This is a genomic window from Agaribacter flavus (assembly GCF_042646125.1).
Lineage (GTDB): Bacteria > Pseudomonadota > Gammaproteobacteria > Enterobacterales > Alteromonadaceae > Glaciecola > Glaciecola flavus.
Genome location: NZ_JBHRSW010000004.1, coordinates 407,231 through 428,450 on the forward strand (window position 1 = coordinate 407,231; position 21,220 = coordinate 428,450).

Sequence of the window (21,220 nt, forward strand, 5' to 3'; positions counted from 1 at the left end):
TTATGCTTTCTCCGCTTCTGCGTGTTCTGCAATGATACCCGCTGTTTGCTCGTCTAAAATGTGAACAATCGACTTACTACGTGCAGCCACGATGCTGTGCATCAAAATTAACGGTAGTGCAGCGATGATACCTTGTGCGGTTGTTACTAGCGCCATTGAAATTGATCCTGCCATGATTCGTGGGTCACCCGTACCAAACAATGTGATTTGCTGGAAGGTAGCAATCATACCAAGTACCGTACCAAGTAGACCTAGTAGCGGTGCAATAGCAGAGAAAATCTTAATAATGTTAATACCTGCATCAACGGTAGGCAGCTCTTTCAGAATAGCTTCGTCTAGTTTCAGTTCAAGGGTTTCTGTGTCTACTGTTTTGTTCTCTTTGTAGATACTTAAGATACGGCCTAGTGCATTGCCAGAAGATGGGTTGTCAATATTGTTAAGCTGTGACTTCATCTTGCCTGCCATGACGCTTAGTTGAACGAGTTTAAATACACCGATTAACAAGCCAATAGCTAACATACCAGTGATAATGTAACCAACGATACCACCTGCATGATAACGCTCTGACAAGGTTGCTTTTTGCTTGAATAAGTTAAGAATTGCACCGCGAGAAGGGTCGATATAAACCGGAACTAAACCACTGGTTGCATCACGAAGGTCTTGAGTAGAAGCAACTTGATAGCTTTCTGGTTGACGACCAAGAGGCTGGATTTTGTCAGCAGAGTCGTTGTATACCAAATAACCCTGTTCACCAATTAGGTTGAATGTACCAACACGAACCACTTCTTGAGTAGTAGATCCACCTTCAAGGTCAACCACTTCTGCTTGAAACTTAACTACTTGACCAGAAGCCGTCATTTCTTGTTGCAGAGATAACCAAAGCTCTTCAAGCTCTTTAATGTTAGGTAAGCCTTTAGAATCTTGAGACATTTCTTTTAAGAAAGCCTCGCGACCTTTCATTTGAGCACTCACAATAGAGGTAGAAATATTACCATAAGCATCTGCAGAGGCTTGGCGAACTACACCAAACATCTCACCTAGTGTGCCTGTTGCTTGATCAAGTTCTTCCTCTTTGGCAATTATTGCTTTTTCGTTGTCAGCAAATTGCTTCGTCAAACGCTCACCGCGCGCTTCTTCAGAAGCAAAATCTGATTGAGCCTTGCGCAACAGGGCCTGCTTATCTGCTCTATCACTCATGAACTCTCTTTCGCGATCTGCATTAATTTTTGCTTCAGACACTCTGTCTTTTTTAACTTGTTCTAATAATGCTTCCAATGAATTCGCGGTTTGCGCAGAAGCACTGCCCACAGCCAAAGCAATTGAGGCTGTCGCCAATAGTGTTTTAATCATTGTTTTCATTGACGATTACTCCGCAGCTTTAATAGGTAATTTAACTAGATCTTCCGGCTCCAAGCCTTGCGCAATGCGCACCGCTGTGATTACAGAACCTAGGTAAGAATCGTCAAGGGCTTGCCATGCTCTAGCATCGTTGTCCCATACATAAGAAGCAGACTGGTCCAGCGTTAATGCTACCAATGAGGTACGACCCAGATTGAAGAAATCTACAGGAACTGTGCTGCCGTCAACAGAAATTTCGCCTGCATTTGAAGAAATGGTGCGACCGTACTGGTTTTCAATCGAGTACGCGTCTAGAACCTGACGAAACTGCTCAGATACTGTTACATTTGATTGAGTCATCAGGTCACGCAGACGCTCTACGCGACTTAAACGCTCGTCTAGATTAATTGGAATATCTAGCTTGATGAATTGCTCTAAACTATCGATCATTTTGTACATCAATGGAACGATGTTTTGCTTAGTCTCTTCGATCGAATCAATTTGGCGTTGAAGAGAGTCGATACTACGCTGTTGATCCGCAACCAAACCAGCTAAGTAATCATTATATATCTTTAGGTTTTCTGTCTGATCGACAACGCTTCTGTACTCTGCAAGCAGCTCTTGTGATTGTTCAAGTAAACCGTCGATTTTTTCTTGTGATTTTGCTGCATCCCTTACTATCTTTTGTTCTTCTTTTTGAACGTCTGTAAGCGGGTTTGCAAAAGCGATTGAAGTTGATGCTAAAGCTAAAGCACCCACTACACCCGCCGCAATTTGAGTTCTCTTGCTCATTTTGGACATATTCCCAACCGTTAATTCCTGTGTCAGCACGCTAAGGTGGCGATCGACATGATTATATTAATGTTCTGCCTTTGTATTACCCATAAAGGCAATCCCCTAAATAGTCACAGGATGTTACATAAATGTCAAGGTTGCTCAAGCGAACTTATTGCAAATAAATTAATATCTAAGTTCTGGTAAGAGTAGTGGATAATGTCCTGTTACAACTCGCAATTTTGCGCGATGCAGATTCAATGACAAATATTATTCATATTTATCATACAATTAATAAGAAATTAATTTTAAATAGTAGATTCAATTCTTAATTAAACACACCGAAATAGTAAACACATCTTTAACTCAACCAACAGCGAAATCTTGATCACAACAGTAAAAATCCGCCTATTACATTTAGATTACATGGTAATGTATGATTTTCTGGTGAACTGGTCTCGTATATGCAAAGAATGTAGAACGATACTTTGCCATTTGGGGAAGTAGTTCATACAAACAAATGCGTTATGTTATATAAGCAGTACCATCTTACATGTAACCAAGGTATTTAAATGAAATTAGACAACGATATTCACAACTATTATGAACACTTAGTACTCGAAACACTCGACAAAACCAAGGAATGCAAGGGTAAATCAGACGATTATATAGCTGACTTAGTTTGTTTAGTGTTAAATCAGCTACCACCTAGATACATAAGATTTGAGGTAGATATGGCATTTTATCTACCTAATTCTGAAAGACTTCAAATGCAAATGAACGTAGAAAAAGCCATTACGCAAGGTTTGGAATATCTTGAGAGTGCTAATCGAAAATAAATAAAACACAAACGACAGGTGCTACAACAATGAAAAAAATTATTATCAATATAGGCGGTGCAATTTGTCTTTTTCTCACAGTAAGTTGCAACAGTACGAATCTTCAAGATTCAAAGAGCAAAGTTCAGTTAGCGCTGAATAAAATTACTAAAATTGACAAGGTCGACGGCGGTATTAATAGTGTTCTGTCTATTAACCCAAATGCGATTGAAGACGAAAGAGCGCAATTGGCTAAGGGTGGATTACTTGCAGGGATCCCTATTTTGGTCAAAGACAATATTGAAACTTTTGAGCTTGCTACGACAGCAGGATCTCTTGCTCTGAGAGATAATCATACAAAAAGAGATGCCCCCATTGTTGAAAAATTAAGACATGAGGGCGCAGTAATACTTGGGAAAACAAATCTTTCTGAATGGGCAAATTTTAGATCTGAAGACTCTATAAGCGGTTGGAGCTCAGTTGGTGGTTTGACTAGAAATCCTCACAACTTATCTCGCTCTGCTTGCGGCTCATCCTCAGGTTCAGGAGCAGCGGTGGCAGCTGGTATCGTTGATTTCGCAATCGGTACTGAAACAAACGGTTCAATTATCTGCCCTGCATCAATGAACGGTATAGTAGGTTTTAAACCAACAGTGGGATTGCTCTCAGCAAAGTACATAGTACCTATATCTCATAGCCAAGATACAGCTGGCCCTATGACGAGAACCGTTCGGCAATCAGCATTAATGACTGGAATCATGACAGAAGACAATTATGGGAGCATAAAACAGTCATTACTTGATTTCGCAAAGTCTCCAAATGCATCACTCAGAGGACATAGAATAGGAGTGGTAATAAATAGATTGGGAAATGTTAGTGCTGTGCGAGCGATGTTCAAATCGCAACTCGGAATATTAGAAAAAGCTGGCGCAGAGTTGGTAGAAATCGAAGCACCGGATTTACCGGAGGACTTTTGGGAAAAATCTTACCTAGTTTTACTTACAGAGTTTAAGCATGGAATAAATGCATACCTAGAAGATTCAAGTGCAGAACTGCAGCTTAAATCACTCGAAGACTTAATTGCATTTAACGAGAGGGAGGCGCGTGTATTGGGAGTATTTGACCAATCAATATTCGAAAAATCACTAGCAACAATCGACCTCCGATCTGATGACTACTTAGAAGCATTGACATATGTACAAGAGCACACTAGAGGTCTTGGTATCGACGCGATGTTAGATGAGCATCAGCTTTCAATGCTAGTGGCGCCGTCAAACAATCCCAGTTTTCTTATTGACGGAATATATGGTGACAACGCTCCTAAAGGTTTTCCTGGCATTGGCTATATGGCGGCAATTGCTGGGTATCCTCATTTAAGCGTGCCAGCAGGGAAAATAAAGGGAATGCCTGTTGGTTTGAGTTTTATTACGGGAAAATACAATGACTCAATCTTGTTCAACGCGGGTCAAGCAATTGAAAACGCGCGAGTCCAAGACCTTAGTCCGGATTTTATTCACAAAGACTTTGCTGATAAGAACTTAAGTGATTTGGAAAAAAACGTTAACCGTTTTGGACATGAGTAAAACAACAAAAAAAGCGTGATGGAGCACCATCACGCTTTATACCATAACTTAATTGTTAGAAAGTTTGGGTCACTCGTAAAGAAAAGCGACGACCAATTTGTTCATCCAAACCAAAGTGACGAACACCCCAAGCTTTCACGCCGTTGGCACCTGGGTCACGATCAAACAAGTTGAACACGTTCAATTGTACAGTGGTGTTTGAACTGAAAGTATAACTTGCGGACAAATCTGTGATGAAGCGAGTACCTGTAGAATTATCCCAGTTACCCGTCCAAAGTGTTACCTCATCACCATTATCTAAGAATCCAGTTGTACTATTGTCAAAGCTATCTGCATAGACTTGTTGCTCTAGAGCATCAATAGCAACGCTTGACTGCCAACGTGTACGCCAGCTTACTAACCAATCATCGTAATACCAATCGATGTCAAAAGTACCTAAGTAATCTGGATCAGCAAAGTCACCTACATCTTCTTCAACTTCAGAACCCGGTGTTGCTTGGAATTCATTAGTAATGTTGTACTGATTAAATGAATCAAGTTTTAGAGTACCCCACTCACCTAAATCGTGCTCGTAAAGTACTTTAAAGGTTACTGATTCAAAAGTAGAAGTCGCAACGTTTATTGGTAACTCAGTTACTCGGATAACTTGGAAATCGTCATCCCTGATGAAGCTATTACATGCAGGTTCATTAGGGAAGTTGTTTGAATCAAAACATATCGCTGCTTGATCTTCAAACTCCAATTGTTCGATCGAATCTTCAATTTCCAAGTTGTAGTAATCGATGGCAATATCTAGACCGTCAACAGCTTTTGGAGAGTATACAATACCAACTGAGTATGACTCGTTTGTTTCTGGTTGTAAGTCTTGGTTGCCAGATTCAAAACCGGTTGAAATTGTACCGTCTTGGATATTCGACGTAAAAGTATCTGGGTCGATCCCAATCGATTCACAGTTTGCTCTGCGTACGCTTGGATTTGGACCTAGACCAACACTTCTGGCATCACAAGGATCATCACCATTAATAAAAGTCTGTACTTCAGGCTGGAACAATTCTTGAATTGATGGATTACGGAATGCAGTTGCGTATGTCCCACGAACTGCCACTTCATCATTCAAATCCCACATCAACGAGACTTGATAGACATCTTCGTCAGTAGAACGGTCTTCAAATCCTCTTGGCGCATCAGTGTTAAACTCTTGGTTTCTGTACGCTAAAGTCAGGTCTAATCCTTGAACCAAAGGAATATCCATTGATTCGTCTATCAACGGAACCGCTAACTCGAAATAATACTCGTTTGTATCAAATCCACCTAACACAGATTGGTCGAGACTAGACCGAGTTACAGGCACTCTCAAACCCAAGCCTGGACGATAGGTACCTTTCTCGATACGCCTTTCATAACCCACTACAAAGTCAACAAAACCGGCTGGTAGTTCAAATGCAGAACCGCCAATGTTTGCTGTAAACACTGTTTGTTTGTTCTCAGAGCGCGCAAATCTGGGGCCGCCTTGAATAAAATCAAGTGCTTCAGGACTATTCAGTTGAGCAGCGTCACCAAACAAATTCAAAGGCACACATCCGTCTATAAATGGCAAGTCTTCATCTGTTAATCCATTGCCAGAAGCTCTAGAGTTAAATCCGCCAAGCGTACCCGCTGCCAAATCTGCATACGCACCACAAATGATGTCACCGCGTTGGAATCCGCCTGTAAATTGCGATCTTGAATTTTGTAATGCTAACAAGGCTGCATCTAAGCTTTCTAAATCATCAGTCGCATCTTCTGGGTCTTGCAATCTAACCTGCTCAAGTAAAGCATCATCAATTCGACGTGCATCAACTGCGTTTAGGAAACGACCATCAACAATTCCGACGGTTTCAACGACACTGTCATTACGACCATGTACAACAGAAATGTCCCACCAGAAATCTTTGTCGGCTAGCGTAAAAACACCTTCAAGTATATTTGAAACACGCCAAGTCGAGTTTTCATTTGCATTTGCGCCTAGACTGACGATATCGTTATTGAAGCGATATAAACTGAAGCCATCTTCGAAACCAAGACCCGTAAGTTGGTCAACCGTTTGCGCACTTAGGAATGGGTTAGACAAATCGAAGTCTAGTGGTGCGCCAGTACCGCCGAAGAAGTGGGTTTGAAAGCCGCCTTGGTTTACCAGTTCTCTTGCCTTTGAATTAGAGAATACAAAATCAGTTTTATATGTGATTTCGTCAGTGATATCGTAAGACAAAGATGCGTAAGTATTAAATCTACTCACAGGCGAGATAATCTGTGCAACTGAGTCAAAGAAGTCGCTACCACAGATGTCACTCTCGCTTTCACCGTCTGGTGTGTATGCAAATATTCCGCGGTCAGCCGCAGGACCTGGCTGACAAGTATCTAAATCACCGCCTGGCGTCCAACCATAAAAGTTACCGTCAGACGCTGCACCAGCGGCACCAGCAATCCACGCACCACCAAGAGGCCCGATTGAGCCGGTTTCGCCAAACAAGCGAATGCGCTGACCGCGTCGTATTGCCGTTGACGATTGTGCATCATTTGCGTCGAGTACACCATCGCCATTTCTATCATCTGGCACGCCGTCACCGTCCAAGTCTAAGTATCTGTTGCGCGGGTCATCTTGGAAAGGATTGTTTATGCACAGCTCATCAAAATCACAGCGCAACAAACCATCGTCTTTCGTATATTCCATACCAAAGGTCACATTACCGCGGTCTTCTGCAAAATTACCACCGCCAACAACGCCAAAGTTGATCTGCTTGTAGTTACCTTCTTCGTTATTACCACCTTGAACCCAAGCTTGGAATCCTTCATAGTCGTCTTTTAATATTATGTTTACGGTACCTGCGATTGCGTCAGCTCCATAACTTGCAGCACCTGTCAATGGTACAACTTCAATTCGTTCTATGAGAGCTGCAGGAATCGAGTTCAAATCAACCTGCGAACCACCAAGAGTCGGGGACTGACCTGATACAAACCGTCTACCATTGACCAGAGTAAGTGTTCTTACAGTACCTAAATCAAACAAGTTGACTTGGTTCTGCCCAGCGTCGGCGGCATCTTGTGCACCAACTGGTGTTTGCGAGCCCCCAAACAGCGGTGACTGGTTTAGGATACTAGCGACATTAGTGAAACCTCGTACACTAATGTCTTCGGAGCCAAAACTAAAAACTGGCGATGCTTGGCTGAATTCAGCTCGACGGAGTCGAGAACCTGTGATTGAAATTTTTTCGACGTTTTCATCAGCAGCAGTTTCGTTTGATGATTCTTGCGCCAATGAGGCACCTGACGATAGCCCAAGCCCCATAGAAGCAGCCATAGCGATCGCTATTCTTGATTTACTAAAGATCATGTTTTTCCCTTGTTGCTTAAAATATTATTTTTTTATTTAATTTTATTATTTATGAAAATTAGATGAACTTATTCGCTAGTTCTTATTCTAATTTCATTACGCTTGAGATTATGACAAACCTGGCTAAAGGTCAAATTACGTATTAGATATAATTTTTCCACATAAACTCTAAGATTTAGTTTTGCGAAGAAAAGTAAAAGTAAGTCCGCTTTGTACAAGTCTATGATTCGGAAAGAAGTGTGTGGTGGTAAACCCCAGCTACATCTCGGCACATAAGTCCCGTGGTACGGCTGCTCCCTTCCGGGCCTGACCGGGTTCCCACGCTATTATTGCGAAAGAACCGGAGTTCACCATTGAAACGCAAACAACGTATAGTTGTTAACAGGCCGCGAATTATGACTATTTACTTTACTCTATGCAAGTCAAAGTGTTTACGTTTTGTTTATCTGCTTAAAGTTTACTCAACATCTGTTTTTATTGTTTACTAACAACATTGACCATAATCACAAATTAAAACTAATACAGAAGCTAGTAACAAGTAATGCGTTTACTTATCGCTTTCCTTTTCTTTTACTATGTCCAATTTACAAACCACATGAGCGTGTTTTTCAACTTTCATATGCTTTGATTACGAATCTATGCATTAGAGTATGTACAAGCTTTTTACTAGCGAAATTACCGACTCAAAAAGCCAAGTCGACAGACTCAGTAAAAAAACTTTCATAATTAAATAATATAAGAAAGTTAGAGGATGTGTCTTGCAAATAAACTGTAACAATGAGGTCGGATTAGTTATATATTTCATATTTTTATATTTATTAGAATAAATATCCTATATTATGTACTTTAAAGAAATATGACACTTAATCACTTCGGTACGAGATAAAAAAATGAAATTGGATAAATTCGATATTGAAATACTTAAAGTCATGCAACGAGACGCAACGGTATCAATGGCGGAGCTAAGTCAGCGTGTAGGTCTCTCTCATACACCCTGTTGGCGCAGAGTAAAAAAAATGGAAAACGAGGGCATTATTCGTAAGAAAGTCACATTGCTCGATGCTAAAAAACTAAATGTGGGGGTATCCGTATTTATTTATGTTACCTTAAAAAATCACACAGGCGATTCACTCACCAGATTTGAAAATGCCGTCGAAGATGTCGAGGAAATAGTCGAATGCCATACAACCAGCGGAGACAAAGATTATTTACTCAAAGTAATCATAAAAAGTATTGAAGACTATGAGCACTTACTAAAATCCACCTTAACTAACTTACCCTTAGTTGACCACTTAAGTTCTACTTTTGCGCTGAAGCAAGTTAAAAACACAACAGAATTGCCGTTGTAAAAGTCTATCCCAAATAGTGCTTGTAACTATGTTTTCGGTCGAACCCTGCAATAAAAGGTGGCAGACAATATTTCGGTCTGCCGATCTTTGCTGTACATAAACTAATGCCTAGCTGTCATCTTATTAATGCCGTATTCTCTCAGTTTATTCGCTATTGCTGTGTGACTGAGCCCAAGCTTTCTAGCTAGCTGCCTTGTACTTGGATACGATGGATAAAGTTTTTTCAGCATGTCTTTTTCGAATTTTTTGACTTCTTGCTCCAAACTTCCTTCAAAGTTCTCATCGATATAAGTAAATGTGCTACTGCAAGGCGGTAATTGTATGTCGTCATGTGATATTTTGACCCCATCTGAAAGCGATATCGCCCGATATAAGGCATTTCTGAGTTGCCGAACATTTCCAGGCCACGGATAAGACTGCAAATATTCAAGGCAAGACTTACTCAGTTGTGGTGCTTGCTTACCTAATTTTTTACTTTGCTGAGTGAGTAATTGATTGGCTATAGGGACAATATCCGCTTTTCGCTCCCTCAAAGCAGGTACTTTAAGAGACAAAACATTCAGGCGATAATATAAGTCTTCTCTAAATCTGCCCTCACTTATCAATTCAATCAAGTCTTGACTACTGGTACAAATTATTCTGCAAGAGATTGACTTCAATTGCACATCGCCGATCCTGTGATAAGTACCGTACTCTAGTACCTTAAGGAGCATTGCCTGCAAACCCAAAGGCATCTCTCCGACTTCGTCGAGCAATAAGGTTCCTCCTGCAGCCTGTTCGAATAACCCCATTCTACCCACTCTGTACAACTCGCTTGGTGCCTTTCCAAATAGTTCTATTTCAGCGGTTTCTTCAGCTATTGAGGAACAACTAAGGGTAACAAACTCACCCTCAGTATATTTGCTATTGTCATGACACGCTTTAGCTATGTGTTCTTTTCCAGTGCCCGTTTCGCCGATTATGAGCATGTTCTCGTCAAGCTCTGACATGCGTTTAGCTTCTTCAACCGCTTTTTGCATGGCTAGCGAACGCGACTCTATTTTGTCGAAGCTCTGCCCAGAGCTGGCTCGGTTATGATAGTCTGTAGTATTAGTAAAGGTTTCGGATTTGAGCACAATTAGTGCACCGACAACGGTTTTTTCGTTGTCTTCACCAATCTCAATTGGATGCAACTCGCCACGATATTCTCTACCTAAATAGTGAAGGGCAAGTTTATGTTGCTTTGACTGGCTTTGTTCTATGCATCTAGAGATGTTAACCCCGTCAAGGAAGTCATTGATATTTTGCTGCACTATTTGTTCGTTTGGCAACTCTAGTGTCGCTTTCACGGCATCGTTAAATAAAATAATCCTACCAAATTCATCAGTAGCAAAAACCGGCTCTACAAAAGTTTTTAGTAAAGCTTGTAATTGTCCAAGCTGACGCTGATTGGGTAAAAATTTAGTCGTCTTTACGTCTACTACGCCATTAACCAATCTTATCTGCGGCATTATTGTCTGTAATTCATTGAAATCAACACTTGGACAATCAACATACAACTTACCACCTTTGTCAATCTCGATTCCACGCAGGCTGATGCTGTAACGATTAAAAACACCTAATACCTCATGTAAAATACCCACTCTATTTTCACATTGTATTTCCAATTTCATATGTACGACTCATCACACTCTTTTGTTTTTGCTACGCTTTGGTAATGGTTAAGATCAGCGCTAGCAGTTCAAAGGGCATGTGACTACTCCTTTAGATTTTTAAAACATTTAGACATGCCAAAAAGTTGAAAAAAACGAATATCTGCATGTATAAGGGGTTGATGGGGATAAAACTAAAAAGCCAGCGACTTGGGCGGCTGGCTTTTTAGCTTTGTTGGCATGCCTTACATTAAAAAAATTTAAGGTTTTGTTTTGGCCTATCTATACCCAATGTACTCACAACAGATTGGCACATTTGTATTTTGCAGTGCTTTTATTGTGCAGATATTGTGCAGAGCATGGGCGATAAGAATTAAAGCTTGTTTAGTTCTCTGTTGATTTGAAACTCATTCGAGGTAACAAATCCTTCTAATTTTCTCAATCTATTTTCGGTTCGAATAAAGCGCTGTTGTATTTGTTTGAAGGCCTCTTTAGGTGTTTGCCCAGCTTGCCACACAGCGTGCTTGACCTCTACTTTAGTCTCGCTATTTCGATTAACATACCCTTTACTCGCATAGCTGCCTTGTGCGCTACCCGACGCCGTGTAACCTTTACTGCCCGCTTGCGGGTTATCCGTATTATCCGATTTCTTATCGAGTATTGCCCACAACACAATATAGCCAAAAAAGATAAAAGGCCCAGTAATCAATAAAAAAGCAGCTACCGTTAAAATTCTTACTAACCAAGTTTCTATTCCGAAAAATTCAGCAATCCCTACACATACACCAGCAATTTTGCCTTGCTTTGGGATTCTGTACAGTTTTTTATTTGCATTCATGCGCGATCCCTCCACGAAGGTGACTCCGCATCCAGTATAGCTTCGAGAGTTTTAATCCTATCTGACATCTGTTCTTCGCGTTGTATTAGATTGTCTAGTATCTGACGCTCTTGCTCGGACAATCCCTCTGATAGTGCCCTTTTACTTCTGTAGTGAAAAAATAACCAAAGAGGTGCGACAAAAATCATAAAAATAATAAATGGCACACCCATAAAGATAACGATTAACTCATCCATTTGAACTCTCCCCAAGTTCGCTTTTCTAAAGAGTTGAGCTCACAATTATGTAAGCTCAATTCACATTAATCAACTAGGCCTTTTTTGCTTTTGGCTTAACTTCAGTCACGTCAGCAGGCTTTGATTGGCTTTGCATTTTTTTCTTCAATGCAGCCAATTCGTCATCAATTTTTCCATCTGCTTCTAACTCAGCAAATTCGTCTTTTAAGCTCTTTTTGCCGAGATCATAAGCTTCTACTTGTGATTCCAAATCATCTATTTTACGTTCAAATTGGTCGAAACGCCCCATTGCTTCATCAACAACAGAGGAGTCTAAGCGCTTTTTTACTTGCAGTCTTGAACTCACCGTCTTCTGTCGCATAATAATTGTTTTCTGACGACTTTTCGCATCTGCAAGTTTCTCTTGTAACTGTGCAGTTTCGCTTTGCAGTTTAGCCAACTCATCTTCAATCAGCCTTAGTTCGTTTTGTAAAGATTCGGCAGCTTCTGTCGACTTCTGTTTTTCTTGCAGTGCAGCGCGAGCCAAATCTTCACGGTCTTTGCTAATAGCTAATTCGGCTTTCGCTTCCCACTCAGATGCTTCGCTCAAATATTTATTAATTTGATGCGTCACTTCCTTTTTACTCGCAATTGTTTTTGCTGATGCACTGCGTACTTCTACCAACGTATCTTCCATTTCTTGAATAATAAGACGAACCATCTTTTCAGGGTCTTCTGCTTTATCCAATAAAGCATTGATGTTTGAATTGATGATATCGGTAAAACGTGAAAAAATTCCCATAGTTGTCACCTCTTTTGATAATGCCTTTGTTTCAGCTTAAGTAATTAACTTACTCACTCTTATTCAAATAGCTTGCCAACGGAGAATATCGACATATGCCATTGTAATTTATATATTTTTTATTTTTATAATTTACCCTTCGAATTATTTCCATTTTAAAGTAGACTAGATTTTAGTGAATTTGACCAACTCTTAAGGAAAAAAGCGTGGGGATGTTTTCTAAATCGGACAACTTAATTGGACAAGCGAACAGCTTTCTAGAAATTTTAGAGCAAATATCTCAATTAGCACCGCTCAACAAACCTGTACTCGTTATTGGCGAGAGAGGTACAGGCAAAGAGTTGATTGCTGCACGTCTGCACTACTTATCTCAACGCTGGGAACAGAATTACGTAAAACTCAATTGCGCGGCTTTGAACGACAACTTACTCGAAAGTGAACTCTTTGGTTATGAATCTGGTGCTTTTACTGGCGCTTCCAAAAGAAAAGAAGGCAGATTTGAGTATGCGCATAACGGCACATTATTTTTGGATGAACTCGCCAATACTTCTGCACTTATTCAAGAAAAACTACTTCGTGTAATAGAATATGGTGAATTTGAACGTGTTGGTGGAACCCGCACGGTTAAAGTCGATGTCCGACTCATTGCGGCCACCAATGAAGATTTGCCAAGCTTAGCAGAACAAGGGGAGTTTAGGGCAGATTTACTGGATCGATTAGCATTTGATGTCGTCACAATCCCACCACTGCGAGAGCGACGCGAAGACATAATGACCCTTGCTGAGCACTTTGCAATCAATATGACACGTGAGCTTTCGCATGAATTTTTTAGCGGTTTCAGTAAAAAAGCCACGCAAACACTGCTCGATTATGAATGGCCAGGAAACATTAGAGAATTAAAAAACGTGGTAGAACGCGCAGTTTACAGGAATTCGCCGAGTATTCCGGTTCATGATATTGTGATTGACCCCTTCGAATCGAAATACCGCCCTAAACAACGGATTAAAGCCGTAAGTAATGTAGAAACAAAGGATAATCAAGAACCACCAGCGATTGCAAATAACGAAACTGCCACGATTGACAAGCGTTCAAAGCCAAACGACGATGAGATTACAACCAGCGCAGATATTCAAGAACCCAAACCGAACTTTAGTTTCCCGATTGATCTAAAATCAGCATCCCAGTCTTTTGAAATAGATCTGATCCAACAGGCACTTGCCGACTCACAATTTAATCAGAAAAAAACTGCAGAAAAACTTTCTTTGACGTATCATCAACTTAGAGGCTATTTAAAAAAGTATAATTTGCTGGAAAACAGTGAAAACTAAAATCCACCATTGCCATCACATTATGCAGAATCGTTTGCTAACTGTACTTTGTTTGTCGCTTGCTTGTTTAACAAGCGCTTGTCAAAAGCAAGCTGAAAATATCGGTAGTAACAGTCTATCTTTTTGTTCTGAGAGCAACCCCGGTAGCTTTAATCCGCAACTCGACACGTCAAGCACAACAGCAGACGCAACTGCCCACCAATTGTATGACCGTTTACTCGAATTTAATCCTGAAAATGGACGCATTGAGCCAAGCCTGGCAAGCAGTTGGTTGGTCAGTAGTGACGGCCTGACATACACATTTCAATTGAGAAGAGGAGTGAAGTTTCACCAGACTGACTATTTTTCGCCTACTCGAAATTTTAATGCTGATGACGTCATTTTTAGCATTGAGCGTTGGCGCAACAGTGCCCACCCCTATCACGATATTGGAGGAGGCTTATATCCTTATTTTGATAGTTTAGGACTGTATCAGCGCGTAAAGCATGTAAAACGAATAAATGGTTACCGAGTAGAAATTGCACTGTATAAACCCGACAGTTCATTTTTAGCTAATCTTGCAACAGACTTTGCCGTCATTTTGTCCGCAGAATATGCACAAAAATTAATGGAGCAAGGCGCACCAAGCAGACTAGATAAATTCCCAATTGGCACGGGTCCTTATAAATTTGTCGATTATCGCCAAAATCAATTTATCCGCTATATCCGTCATCCAAATTATTTTTCGCCAAGCTCTGGACCTGAACAAATCGTATTTGACATCACGCAGAAAAGTTCATTGCGTATGGCAAAATTGATCACGGGTGAGTGCGATGTGATCGCTTTTCCTTCACAAAGTGATTTAGCAGTGATCGAAGAAAAAGAAGAGCTTCGACTATTAGAAAAGCCTGGATTAAATGTCGGGTATTGGGCTTTCAACACCAGCAAGGCTCCCTTTGATAATCCGGCTGTAAGGCGAGCACTCGCAATGGCAATTGATAAGACTTCAATAATTGAAGCCGTATATTTGGGGCAAGCTATGCGAGCCAAAAGCTTGGTTCCTCCGGCTTCATGGGCTTACCAATCGAGTGCGGACGAACTGGGTTACAACCCTGTTCGAGCACGAGAGATGCTTGAGCAGGCGGGCATACCCGACAACTTTTCGATGGATATTTGGGCGATGCCCGTGCAGCGCGCTTATAATCCTAACGCTGCGAAAATGGCACAACTTATTAAAACATATTTGGCTGACGTAGGTGTAAGAGCAAGTATTGTAAGCCAAGACTGGAATATTTTTAGGCGCAGTCTACGAGACGGCTTGCACGATAGTGTACTCATCGGATGGAACGCCGACCATGGCGATCCTGATAATTTTTATCGACCGTTGTTAAGCTGTGAGGCTATTCCATCAGGCACTAACCGTGCGATGTGGTGCAATACTAAATACGATGAACTGGTTGAACAGGCAATCCTAACCGATATAGTGGAAGACCGGAAAAAAATATACCATCAAGCAAATGCACTTATTTTTGAGCAACTTCCGTTAGTGACCATTGCTCACGCGTTCCAATATCAAGCCGTTCGTGCTGAAATTCAAGGGATGCAAATTAACCCTTATGGTGGCATCCAATTTGAAAGTATTTCAAAGTCCACAAAGGACAGTCTAAATGATTAGGCTTTCCATTCGATATCTCAATCTTATTGTCTTGACCGTATTTGCCCTGGTTGCATTATCTTTTTTGCTGCCCTTCGTTTTCCAAGGCGATCTGCTAATCAACATTTCAGGCATCACGCCAGACTCGCCAGAGCAAAGAGCCGCATTAGAACGAGCATTCAGGTTGGATCAATCGATTTTTCATCAATTTGCTCTTTACATCGACAATTTGTTTCTGGGGAATTGGGGAGTAAGTAGTAGGACACAGCTCAATCTATTCGATGAAATAAAACTAACATTTCCGGCCACTTTAGAACTTGTCGTGTATGCTTCAGTACTGGCGATCGTCGTTGGGCTGCCTCTTGGATTTATTGCTGGACTTAAACATCACAACCCCTTTGATTTTTCGGTCGTCACGTTTTCTATTGTCGGTTATTCTTTTCCGGTATTCTGGCTGGCACTCATCTTTATCACTCTTTTTTGCTTGCAGTTAGAATGGCTACCCACCTCAGGTCGAATTAGCCTTTTATTCGAAATCCCACCAGTGACTGGCTTCTTACTCATCGATATATGGTTGTCAGATATCCAAAATAAAAGCTTGGCTTTTAAAAACGCATTTCAACATTTAATTTTGCCAACGATATCAGTGGCCATTGTATCAACAGCATTGTTTGTTAGATTCATAAGAAGAAGTATTATGGACGTGATGGAAAAAGAATACATCATCGCCGCAAAAAGTAGAGGGTTTACGCAAAGTCAGATATTTTTTAAGCATGGATTAAAAAATGCAATTATTCCCATATTGCCGATATTGGCTCTACAGGTTTCCACGTTGATTACAAATGTGATGATTGTTGAAACGATATTTTCATGGCCGGGTATTGGAAAGTGGTTAATTGAAGCCATTTATCAGCGAGACTATCCAGCAATTCGAATGGGCATGCTGGTCGTGTCTCTATTCGTAATGATGCTAACCATATCGACAGAATTTTTAACCCGAGCAATCGATCCAAGACGTGAACGGGGGCAGCATGCAACGGTTTAACCTATATCAAGAAGAATATTATCCTTCGCCCCTGATGCATGTTTGGTTGGAATTTAAAAAAAGCCATATTGCCCTCGTTGGATTTTTTATACTGTTGATGTTTTGCGTTATCGCACTAATTGCCCCTTTTATCACACCGTATGACCCAAACATCCAAAACACCAACGCAATATTGCTTCCACCGTCTTGGGAGCCTAATGGCACAATTAATCATTTGTTTGGCACTGATAGTTTGGGGCGTGATGTGTTTTCTCGTCTTTTGTACGCCTGTAGAACAACGTTTGGCAGTAGCATATTTATGGTACTTATCGCTGTTTTTATTGGGATTAGTATTGGCGCGCTGGCGGGTGTGCTAAGTGGCGTACGCTCAAGCGTGGTCAATCATTTACTCGATTCAATCATGTCCATCCCTACCCTGCTAATCGCGATTGTTATTGTCGCCATTATGGGTACTGGCTTGTTCAATAGTATGATGGCGATTACCTTGGCTCTGATCCCCCAATTTGTTCATCAAACACGCACGTTTGTCAAAACAGAACTGCAAAAGGACTATATTGTATTAGACAAGCTTGACGGGCTTGGACCATTCAGAATATTTGCTTTTTCAATCTTACCTGGCATGGTTGAGTTAATCGTGATTCAGGCTACCTTGGCCTTATCTGTCGCGATTATCGATGTTTCTGCTCTCGGTTTTTTAAACTTAGGCGCACAAGACCCCAGTGTTGAGTTAGGCTTACTCTTATCACAAAGCTTAGATGTTGCCTATGTTGCGCCATGGCTCGTGTTTATACCTGGACTGTGTATATTTTTAATGGTACTCAGTGTAAATATTGTCGGAGAAGGATTTCGTTCTGCTTTGAGAAATAGGTTGTCTCGCTAATGGCCTTACTGGAAATTAAAAATCTAACACTGTTTATCGACACGGGTGACGAAACGGTCAAAGCATTAGACAAGGTCAACTTGCGTTTAGATGAGGGCGAAATAAAAGCGTTAGTAGGTGAATCAGGCTCTGGCAAAACCTTGATAGTACGTGCGATTTTAGGGGCAATCCCTGACACTTGGTCGATTAAAGCCGACAGAATTACCTACCAAGGTAAAAGTATGCAAGACATGTCTCCCGAACAACGCAGGCAAATAATGCGACGTGAAATTGCTGTCGTCTTTCAAGAGCCTGCATCTGCACTGGATCCATCGGTCAAAATCAAAGAGCAAATAAAAGAAAGTATCCCAGACGAATTTATTGAAAAAGCTTGGCCTTGGCAGCAAAGTAAACAACGTGAAGCGCTAGCCATTAGTTTACTTCACCGCGTGGGTATTAAAAACCACGGCCGCTATATGAATTGCTATCCACATGAGATACCTGCTGACGTTTGCCAAAAAATTATGATTGCTATGGCGCTCGCATCCGAGCCTAAAATACTGATAGCAGATGACTCAACTCGCGGAATGGAAAGCGCAACCAAAACACAAATATTGCGCCTATTGCTCAAATTCAATAAGACTAAAAAACTCGCGATACTTTTTGTCAGTCACGATTTGCTTGCGATTACCAGTATGGCGCACTCTATGACCGTATTATACTGTGGTCAAACGGTCGAATCAGGGAAAGTCAAATCTTTGCTAAAGCGGCCGCTCCATCCTTATACAAAAGCACTGCTAGACAGTGCGCCAAGCTTTCAAGTATCGCTGGCACCCAAGTCTAAATTAGTTGCCTTGGATGGTACGATCCCTACCTTACAGCACTTGCCAATTGGTTGTCGACTGGGGCCACGTTGTCCTAATGCACGAAAAGAATGTGTTATTGTGCCCTCTCCTCGCAGCATTCAAGACCACTTGTATAGCTGTCATTTTCCCTTACACCTACCCAAGAGTGCAAAGAGAAAATCGATTAAAGTGGTGAGTTTATAAATATGCTTCTTGAAGTCAAAAATGTTGAATATACGTATTTTCAAAAAGGGAAACTCTTTGCAAAAGACCGACAGTTTCATCTTGGGCCTGTTAGTTTTAACATGCAGCAAGGCGAAACCATTGCCATTGTAGGCAACAATGGTTCAGGCAAATCCCTGCTAGCTAAATTACTGGCTGGGGCAATCAATCCAGAAGCAGGTGAAATAATCATTGCTGACACCGAAGATGGCCGCAAACGTCACAATACGATTCGGATGATCTTGCAACACAGCGCCGATGCGCTAAATCCAGCATTGTCAGTCGGCAGTATTCTGCATCAAACACTCAGGTTAAATAGTGATTTAAAGGAAGAAGCACGAAGAGAAAAAATTGAAGACACCCTGGTAAAAGTTGGTTTGCTTCGTGAACACTACCACTTTTATCGCCACATGCTATCCGATGGTCAACAACAACGTGTGGCATTGGCGCGAGCCTTGATCCTTGATCCAGAAATCATTGTTGCAGATGAGCCCTTTGCGGCGCTCGACCCTTCGGTACGCTCGCAAACCGTAAACTTAATATTGCAATTGCAAGCCGATCTCGGCTTGGGCTTTGTTTTTATCTCTCACAATATCGGTATCGTAAGACATATCAGTGATCGCGTATTGATTATGGACAAGGGGGTCATCATTGAGCAAGGAAAGACGGAAGCTGTATTCTCTAATCCTCGCACATTGCTGACACAAAAGCTGGTGCAAGCTCACATGAGTCTGGTAGATAAGCATTTTGATCAAAAGAATGCATAAGTGCTTTTTGCAGAACACTTTTGCAGAATATTTTTACAGAACAATAAAAAGCCAGCGTAAAACGCTGGCTTTTTGAATGACGTCGTTACAAACGCATTTAAACGTTTAAATGCGAATTAATAGCTCACAGTAATTGAATATGAACCAGTGTAAGTTCCATCTCTAGGGCTTGCAGTAGCCGCTCCGTTATATGCTAAGATCCCACCAACCGTGAAACCAACATCACCATTTGTGTCAGTAGTTAGGTTTGGTGTAGTGGCATTGTATTGGTCGCCGTCATTAGCGCCGCCTACAACGTATACATCAGTAGCTGCTGCATATAGAGTAAAGAATTCAGAAGCACTGCCACCTGGAGTTACAAGGTTAGTATCGTTCATACCAGTGATTCGGTTAGTTGCCGCTGCAGTAAGCGCTTCGTCTGCACCCGTTCCAACTGAAATGGTAAGTGCTGTGAAAGGTGCTGCGCCAGTAATTGCATACTCAGCGGGTGCACCGTCAACAATTGACGAAGTTTGACCGTCTGTGGATGCTGAACCACCTGCAGTAGTACCAGTCTGAGTAGTGACAGGTGAACCATCGCCAGGGATAGTTACGTAAGTAAGCGTTGCCGAACCAGCGGTAACAGTTTGTGCTGCGCCCTGTGTCACTCTCAACGTACCAAAATCAATTGGTGTTGTTTCTGCTAAGGTGAAAGCGTTTTGTACGATTACAGTTGCGGTAGAGTTGACGGTTTCTTGTGCCATAGTCAAAGAAGAGCAGGTTGCAAGGGCACCAACTACTACTGCCGTATATAAATGATTGCGTTTAAACATGGATATCTCCAACATTACTAATTTATTTGACACAGCAACGCAAGTTAACTCGCGACAACTCTGTCCCTAACGATGAGAAACATTCCCATCACTAAGAGGCTAATAGCGCCTACATTGACTGTATCGTCACACTGGAAGATTTCTTTATACAAAATTTTGAATTAATTTAACGCAATACGTTTTTCTGCAACGACAAACCGCCCTCCATTCCCCAAAGAATTAAATTCAACACTCAGTGTACCAGGCTCTACAGGAACGTTCTGTGACCAACTAATCAAACGTTCGGCTTGTTCGTTTTCATGAAATATATTTACACCGTTTAAAAAGCCAACCGGCACAAATTCACTGCTGCCGTCCTTTTTAAACTTCGCAACTAAATCACCAAATACACTGTTGCCCAATGGTTTTTGGAAACTAACATAGATATTTCCATGCCTACTATTGCCGGTACTAGGTAAAAAGTTCACTTGCTCTATTTTTAAGTCTGCGTCTTTTTTTCCATCAAAATTCAACACTACCGGTATCGAATAACTAATAAGTGATTTAAGACGTATTGCAACTCCGGATGTCACACTCTCCTCCTCTTCGGTTTCAGTAGGAAGAGCTGTAAACTTTAGGTGCGAACGATATTCTTGTTTTTTCATATCAGCACTGCGCCTTAACAACAATTTAACCCGTTGGTTTTCGCCCGGCGCAAGCGTTACACGTCGTGGACTGACGCGAAGATATTCACTCGCAGTAGAAAATTCTTCAAGCTGTGATTCACTCATTACGTGGTATTGCCCGCCGGGTTTTTGCTCTTGTTGCAACCATTCAACAGTATACTTGCGGGTACTTGATGAAGTATTTAGCAAAATAACTTCTTTTACTCTATCTCGTTCTTCAAACTTAATTAAGGTTGGTGTAATTAATAAGTCAGCGTGTGCTTTATAAGTTGTAAAAAACGTTATTACACTCAACATCAGTATTGTAAATCGCATTTTTTTGTCAT

General features: G+C 41.2%; 18 protein-coding genes and 1 other RNA gene. 9 read left to right on the forward strand and 10 right to left on the reverse strand.

Annotated features, from left to right (window positions below; all coding sequences use genetic code 11):
- A complete protein-coding gene (locus ACFOHL_RS01825; protein WP_376918488.1) occupies window positions 1–1,359 on the reverse strand; it encodes a MotA/TolQ/ExbB proton channel family protein in 1,359 nt (452 codons plus the stop codon).
- A 6-nt stretch (window positions 1,360–1,365) separates the two neighbouring features.
- Window positions 1,366–2,130 carry a DUF3450 domain-containing protein gene (locus ACFOHL_RS01830; RefSeq protein ID WP_376918489.1) on the reverse strand — a complete coding sequence of 255 codons (765 nt, stop codon included), beginning with the start codon at window positions 2,128–2,130 and terminating at the stop codon, window positions 1,366–1,368.
- Between the two features lie 554 nt (window positions 2,131–2,684).
- Here ACFOHL_RS01830 and ACFOHL_RS01835 point away from each other — a divergent pair.
- Together ACFOHL_RS01835 and ACFOHL_RS01840 are read left to right on the forward strand one after the other, a co-directional pair.
- A complete protein-coding gene (locus ACFOHL_RS01835; protein ID WP_376918490.1) occupies window positions 2,685–2,951 on the forward strand; it encodes a late competence development ComFB family protein in 267 nt (88 codons plus the stop codon).
- 29 nt (window positions 2,952–2,980) lie between these two features.
- Complete coding sequence (locus ACFOHL_RS01840) at window positions 2,981–4,513, forward strand: amidase family protein (protein WP_376918491.1); 1,533 nt, start codon at window positions 2,981–2,983, stop codon at window positions 4,511–4,513.
- A 55-nt stretch (window positions 4,514–4,568) separates the two neighbouring features.
- Here the strand turns inward: ACFOHL_RS01840 and ACFOHL_RS01845 are convergent, their stop codons facing one another.
- Window positions 4,569–7,883, reverse strand: a complete 3,315-nt coding sequence (locus ACFOHL_RS01845; protein WP_376918492.1) for a TonB-dependent receptor domain-containing protein — start codon at window positions 7,881–7,883, stop codon at window positions 4,569–4,571.
- 249 nt (window positions 7,884–8,132) lie between these two features.
- An RNA gene (ffs, locus tag ACFOHL_RS01850) (signal recognition particle sRNA small type) lies at window positions 8,133–8,229 on the reverse strand.
- A gap of 544 nt (window positions 8,230–8,773) precedes the next feature.
- Here ffs and ACFOHL_RS01855 point away from each other — a divergent pair.
- The gene (locus ACFOHL_RS01855; RefSeq protein WP_376918493.1) at window positions 8,774–9,232 is read left to right on the forward strand and encodes an Lrp/AsnC family transcriptional regulator; all 459 of its coding nucleotides are present in this window, start codon (window positions 8,774–8,776) and stop codon (window positions 9,230–9,232) included.
- A gap of 101 nt (window positions 9,233–9,333) precedes the next feature.
- On the opposite strand, the gene ACFOHL_RS01860 is transcribed toward ACFOHL_RS01855, so the two are convergent.
- From ACFOHL_RS01860 to pspA, 4 genes are all read right to left on the reverse strand, one after another.
- The gene (locus ACFOHL_RS01860) at window positions 9,334–10,884 is read right to left on the reverse strand and encodes a sigma 54-interacting transcriptional regulator (RefSeq protein WP_376918494.1); all 1,551 of its coding nucleotides are present in this window, start codon (window positions 10,882–10,884) and stop codon (window positions 9,334–9,336) included.
- Between the two features lie 352 nt (window positions 10,885–11,236).
- On the reverse strand, window positions 11,237–11,701 hold the full coding sequence (pspC, locus tag ACFOHL_RS01865) for an envelope stress response membrane protein PspC (protein ID WP_376918495.1): 465 nt from the start codon (window positions 11,699–11,701) through the stop codon (window positions 11,237–11,239).
- Window positions 11,698–11,937 (reverse strand): envelope stress response membrane protein PspB, encoded by a 240-nt coding sequence (gene pspB, locus ACFOHL_RS01870; protein WP_376918496.1) that lies wholly within the window; start codon window positions 11,935–11,937, stop codon window positions 11,698–11,700. Before pspB ends, pspC begins: the two co-directional genes overlap by 4 nt.
- A gap of 73 nt (window positions 11,938–12,010) precedes the next feature.
- A complete protein-coding gene (pspA, locus tag ACFOHL_RS01875) occupies window positions 12,011–12,718 on the reverse strand; it encodes a phage shock protein PspA (protein WP_376918497.1) in 708 nt (235 codons plus the stop codon).
- Window positions 12,719–12,930: 212 nt separating this feature from the next.
- Here pspA and pspF point away from each other — a divergent pair, with 212 nt between their 5' ends.
- From pspF to ACFOHL_RS01905, 6 genes are read left to right on the forward strand one after another with little or no spacing between them, the layout of a single operon-like run.
- Entirely contained in the window at window positions 12,931–14,046 is a 1,116-nt protein-coding gene (gene pspF / locus ACFOHL_RS01880) for a phage shock protein operon transcriptional activator (protein ID WP_376918498.1), read from the forward strand.
- Between the two features lie 22 nt (window positions 14,047–14,068).
- Window positions 14,069–15,700 (forward strand): ABC transporter substrate-binding protein, encoded by a 1,632-nt coding sequence (locus ACFOHL_RS01885; protein ID WP_376918563.1) that lies wholly within the window; start codon window positions 14,069–14,071, stop codon window positions 15,698–15,700.
- Window positions 15,693–16,724 (forward strand): ABC transporter permease subunit, encoded by a 1,032-nt coding sequence (locus ACFOHL_RS01890; protein WP_376918499.1) that lies wholly within the window; start codon window positions 15,693–15,695, stop codon window positions 16,722–16,724. Before ACFOHL_RS01885 ends, ACFOHL_RS01890 begins: the two co-directional genes overlap by 8 nt.
- Window positions 16,711–17,604, forward strand: a complete 894-nt coding sequence (locus ACFOHL_RS01895; RefSeq protein WP_376918500.1) for an ABC transporter permease subunit — start codon at window positions 16,711–16,713, stop codon at window positions 17,602–17,604. The genes ACFOHL_RS01890 and ACFOHL_RS01895 overlap by 14 nt, the downstream gene beginning before the upstream one ends.
- Complete coding sequence (locus ACFOHL_RS01900) at window positions 17,604–18,632, forward strand: oligopeptide/dipeptide ABC transporter ATP-binding protein (protein WP_376918501.1); 1,029 nt, start codon at window positions 17,604–17,606, stop codon at window positions 18,630–18,632. The genes ACFOHL_RS01895 and ACFOHL_RS01900 overlap by 1 nt, the downstream gene beginning before the upstream one ends.
- Before the next feature lie 2 nt (window positions 18,633–18,634).
- A complete protein-coding gene (locus tag ACFOHL_RS01905; RefSeq protein WP_376918502.1) occupies window positions 18,635–19,417 on the forward strand; it encodes an ATP-binding cassette domain-containing protein in 783 nt (260 codons plus the stop codon).
- 116 nt (window positions 19,418–19,533) lie between these two features.
- Here ACFOHL_RS01905 and ACFOHL_RS01910 read toward each other — a convergent pair whose 3' ends face one another.
- Both ACFOHL_RS01910 and ACFOHL_RS01915 read right to left on the reverse strand, forming a co-directional pair.
- Window positions 19,534–20,229 carry a hypothetical protein gene (locus ACFOHL_RS01910; RefSeq protein WP_376918503.1) on the reverse strand — a complete coding sequence of 232 codons (696 nt, stop codon included), beginning with the start codon at window positions 20,227–20,229 and terminating at the stop codon, window positions 19,534–19,536.
- Between the two features lie 161 nt (window positions 20,230–20,390).
- On the reverse strand, window positions 20,391–21,209 hold the full coding sequence (locus tag ACFOHL_RS01915; RefSeq protein ID WP_376918504.1) for a hypothetical protein: 819 nt from the start codon (window positions 21,207–21,209) through the stop codon (window positions 20,391–20,393).
- Window positions 21,210–21,220: the final 11 nt, after the last annotated feature.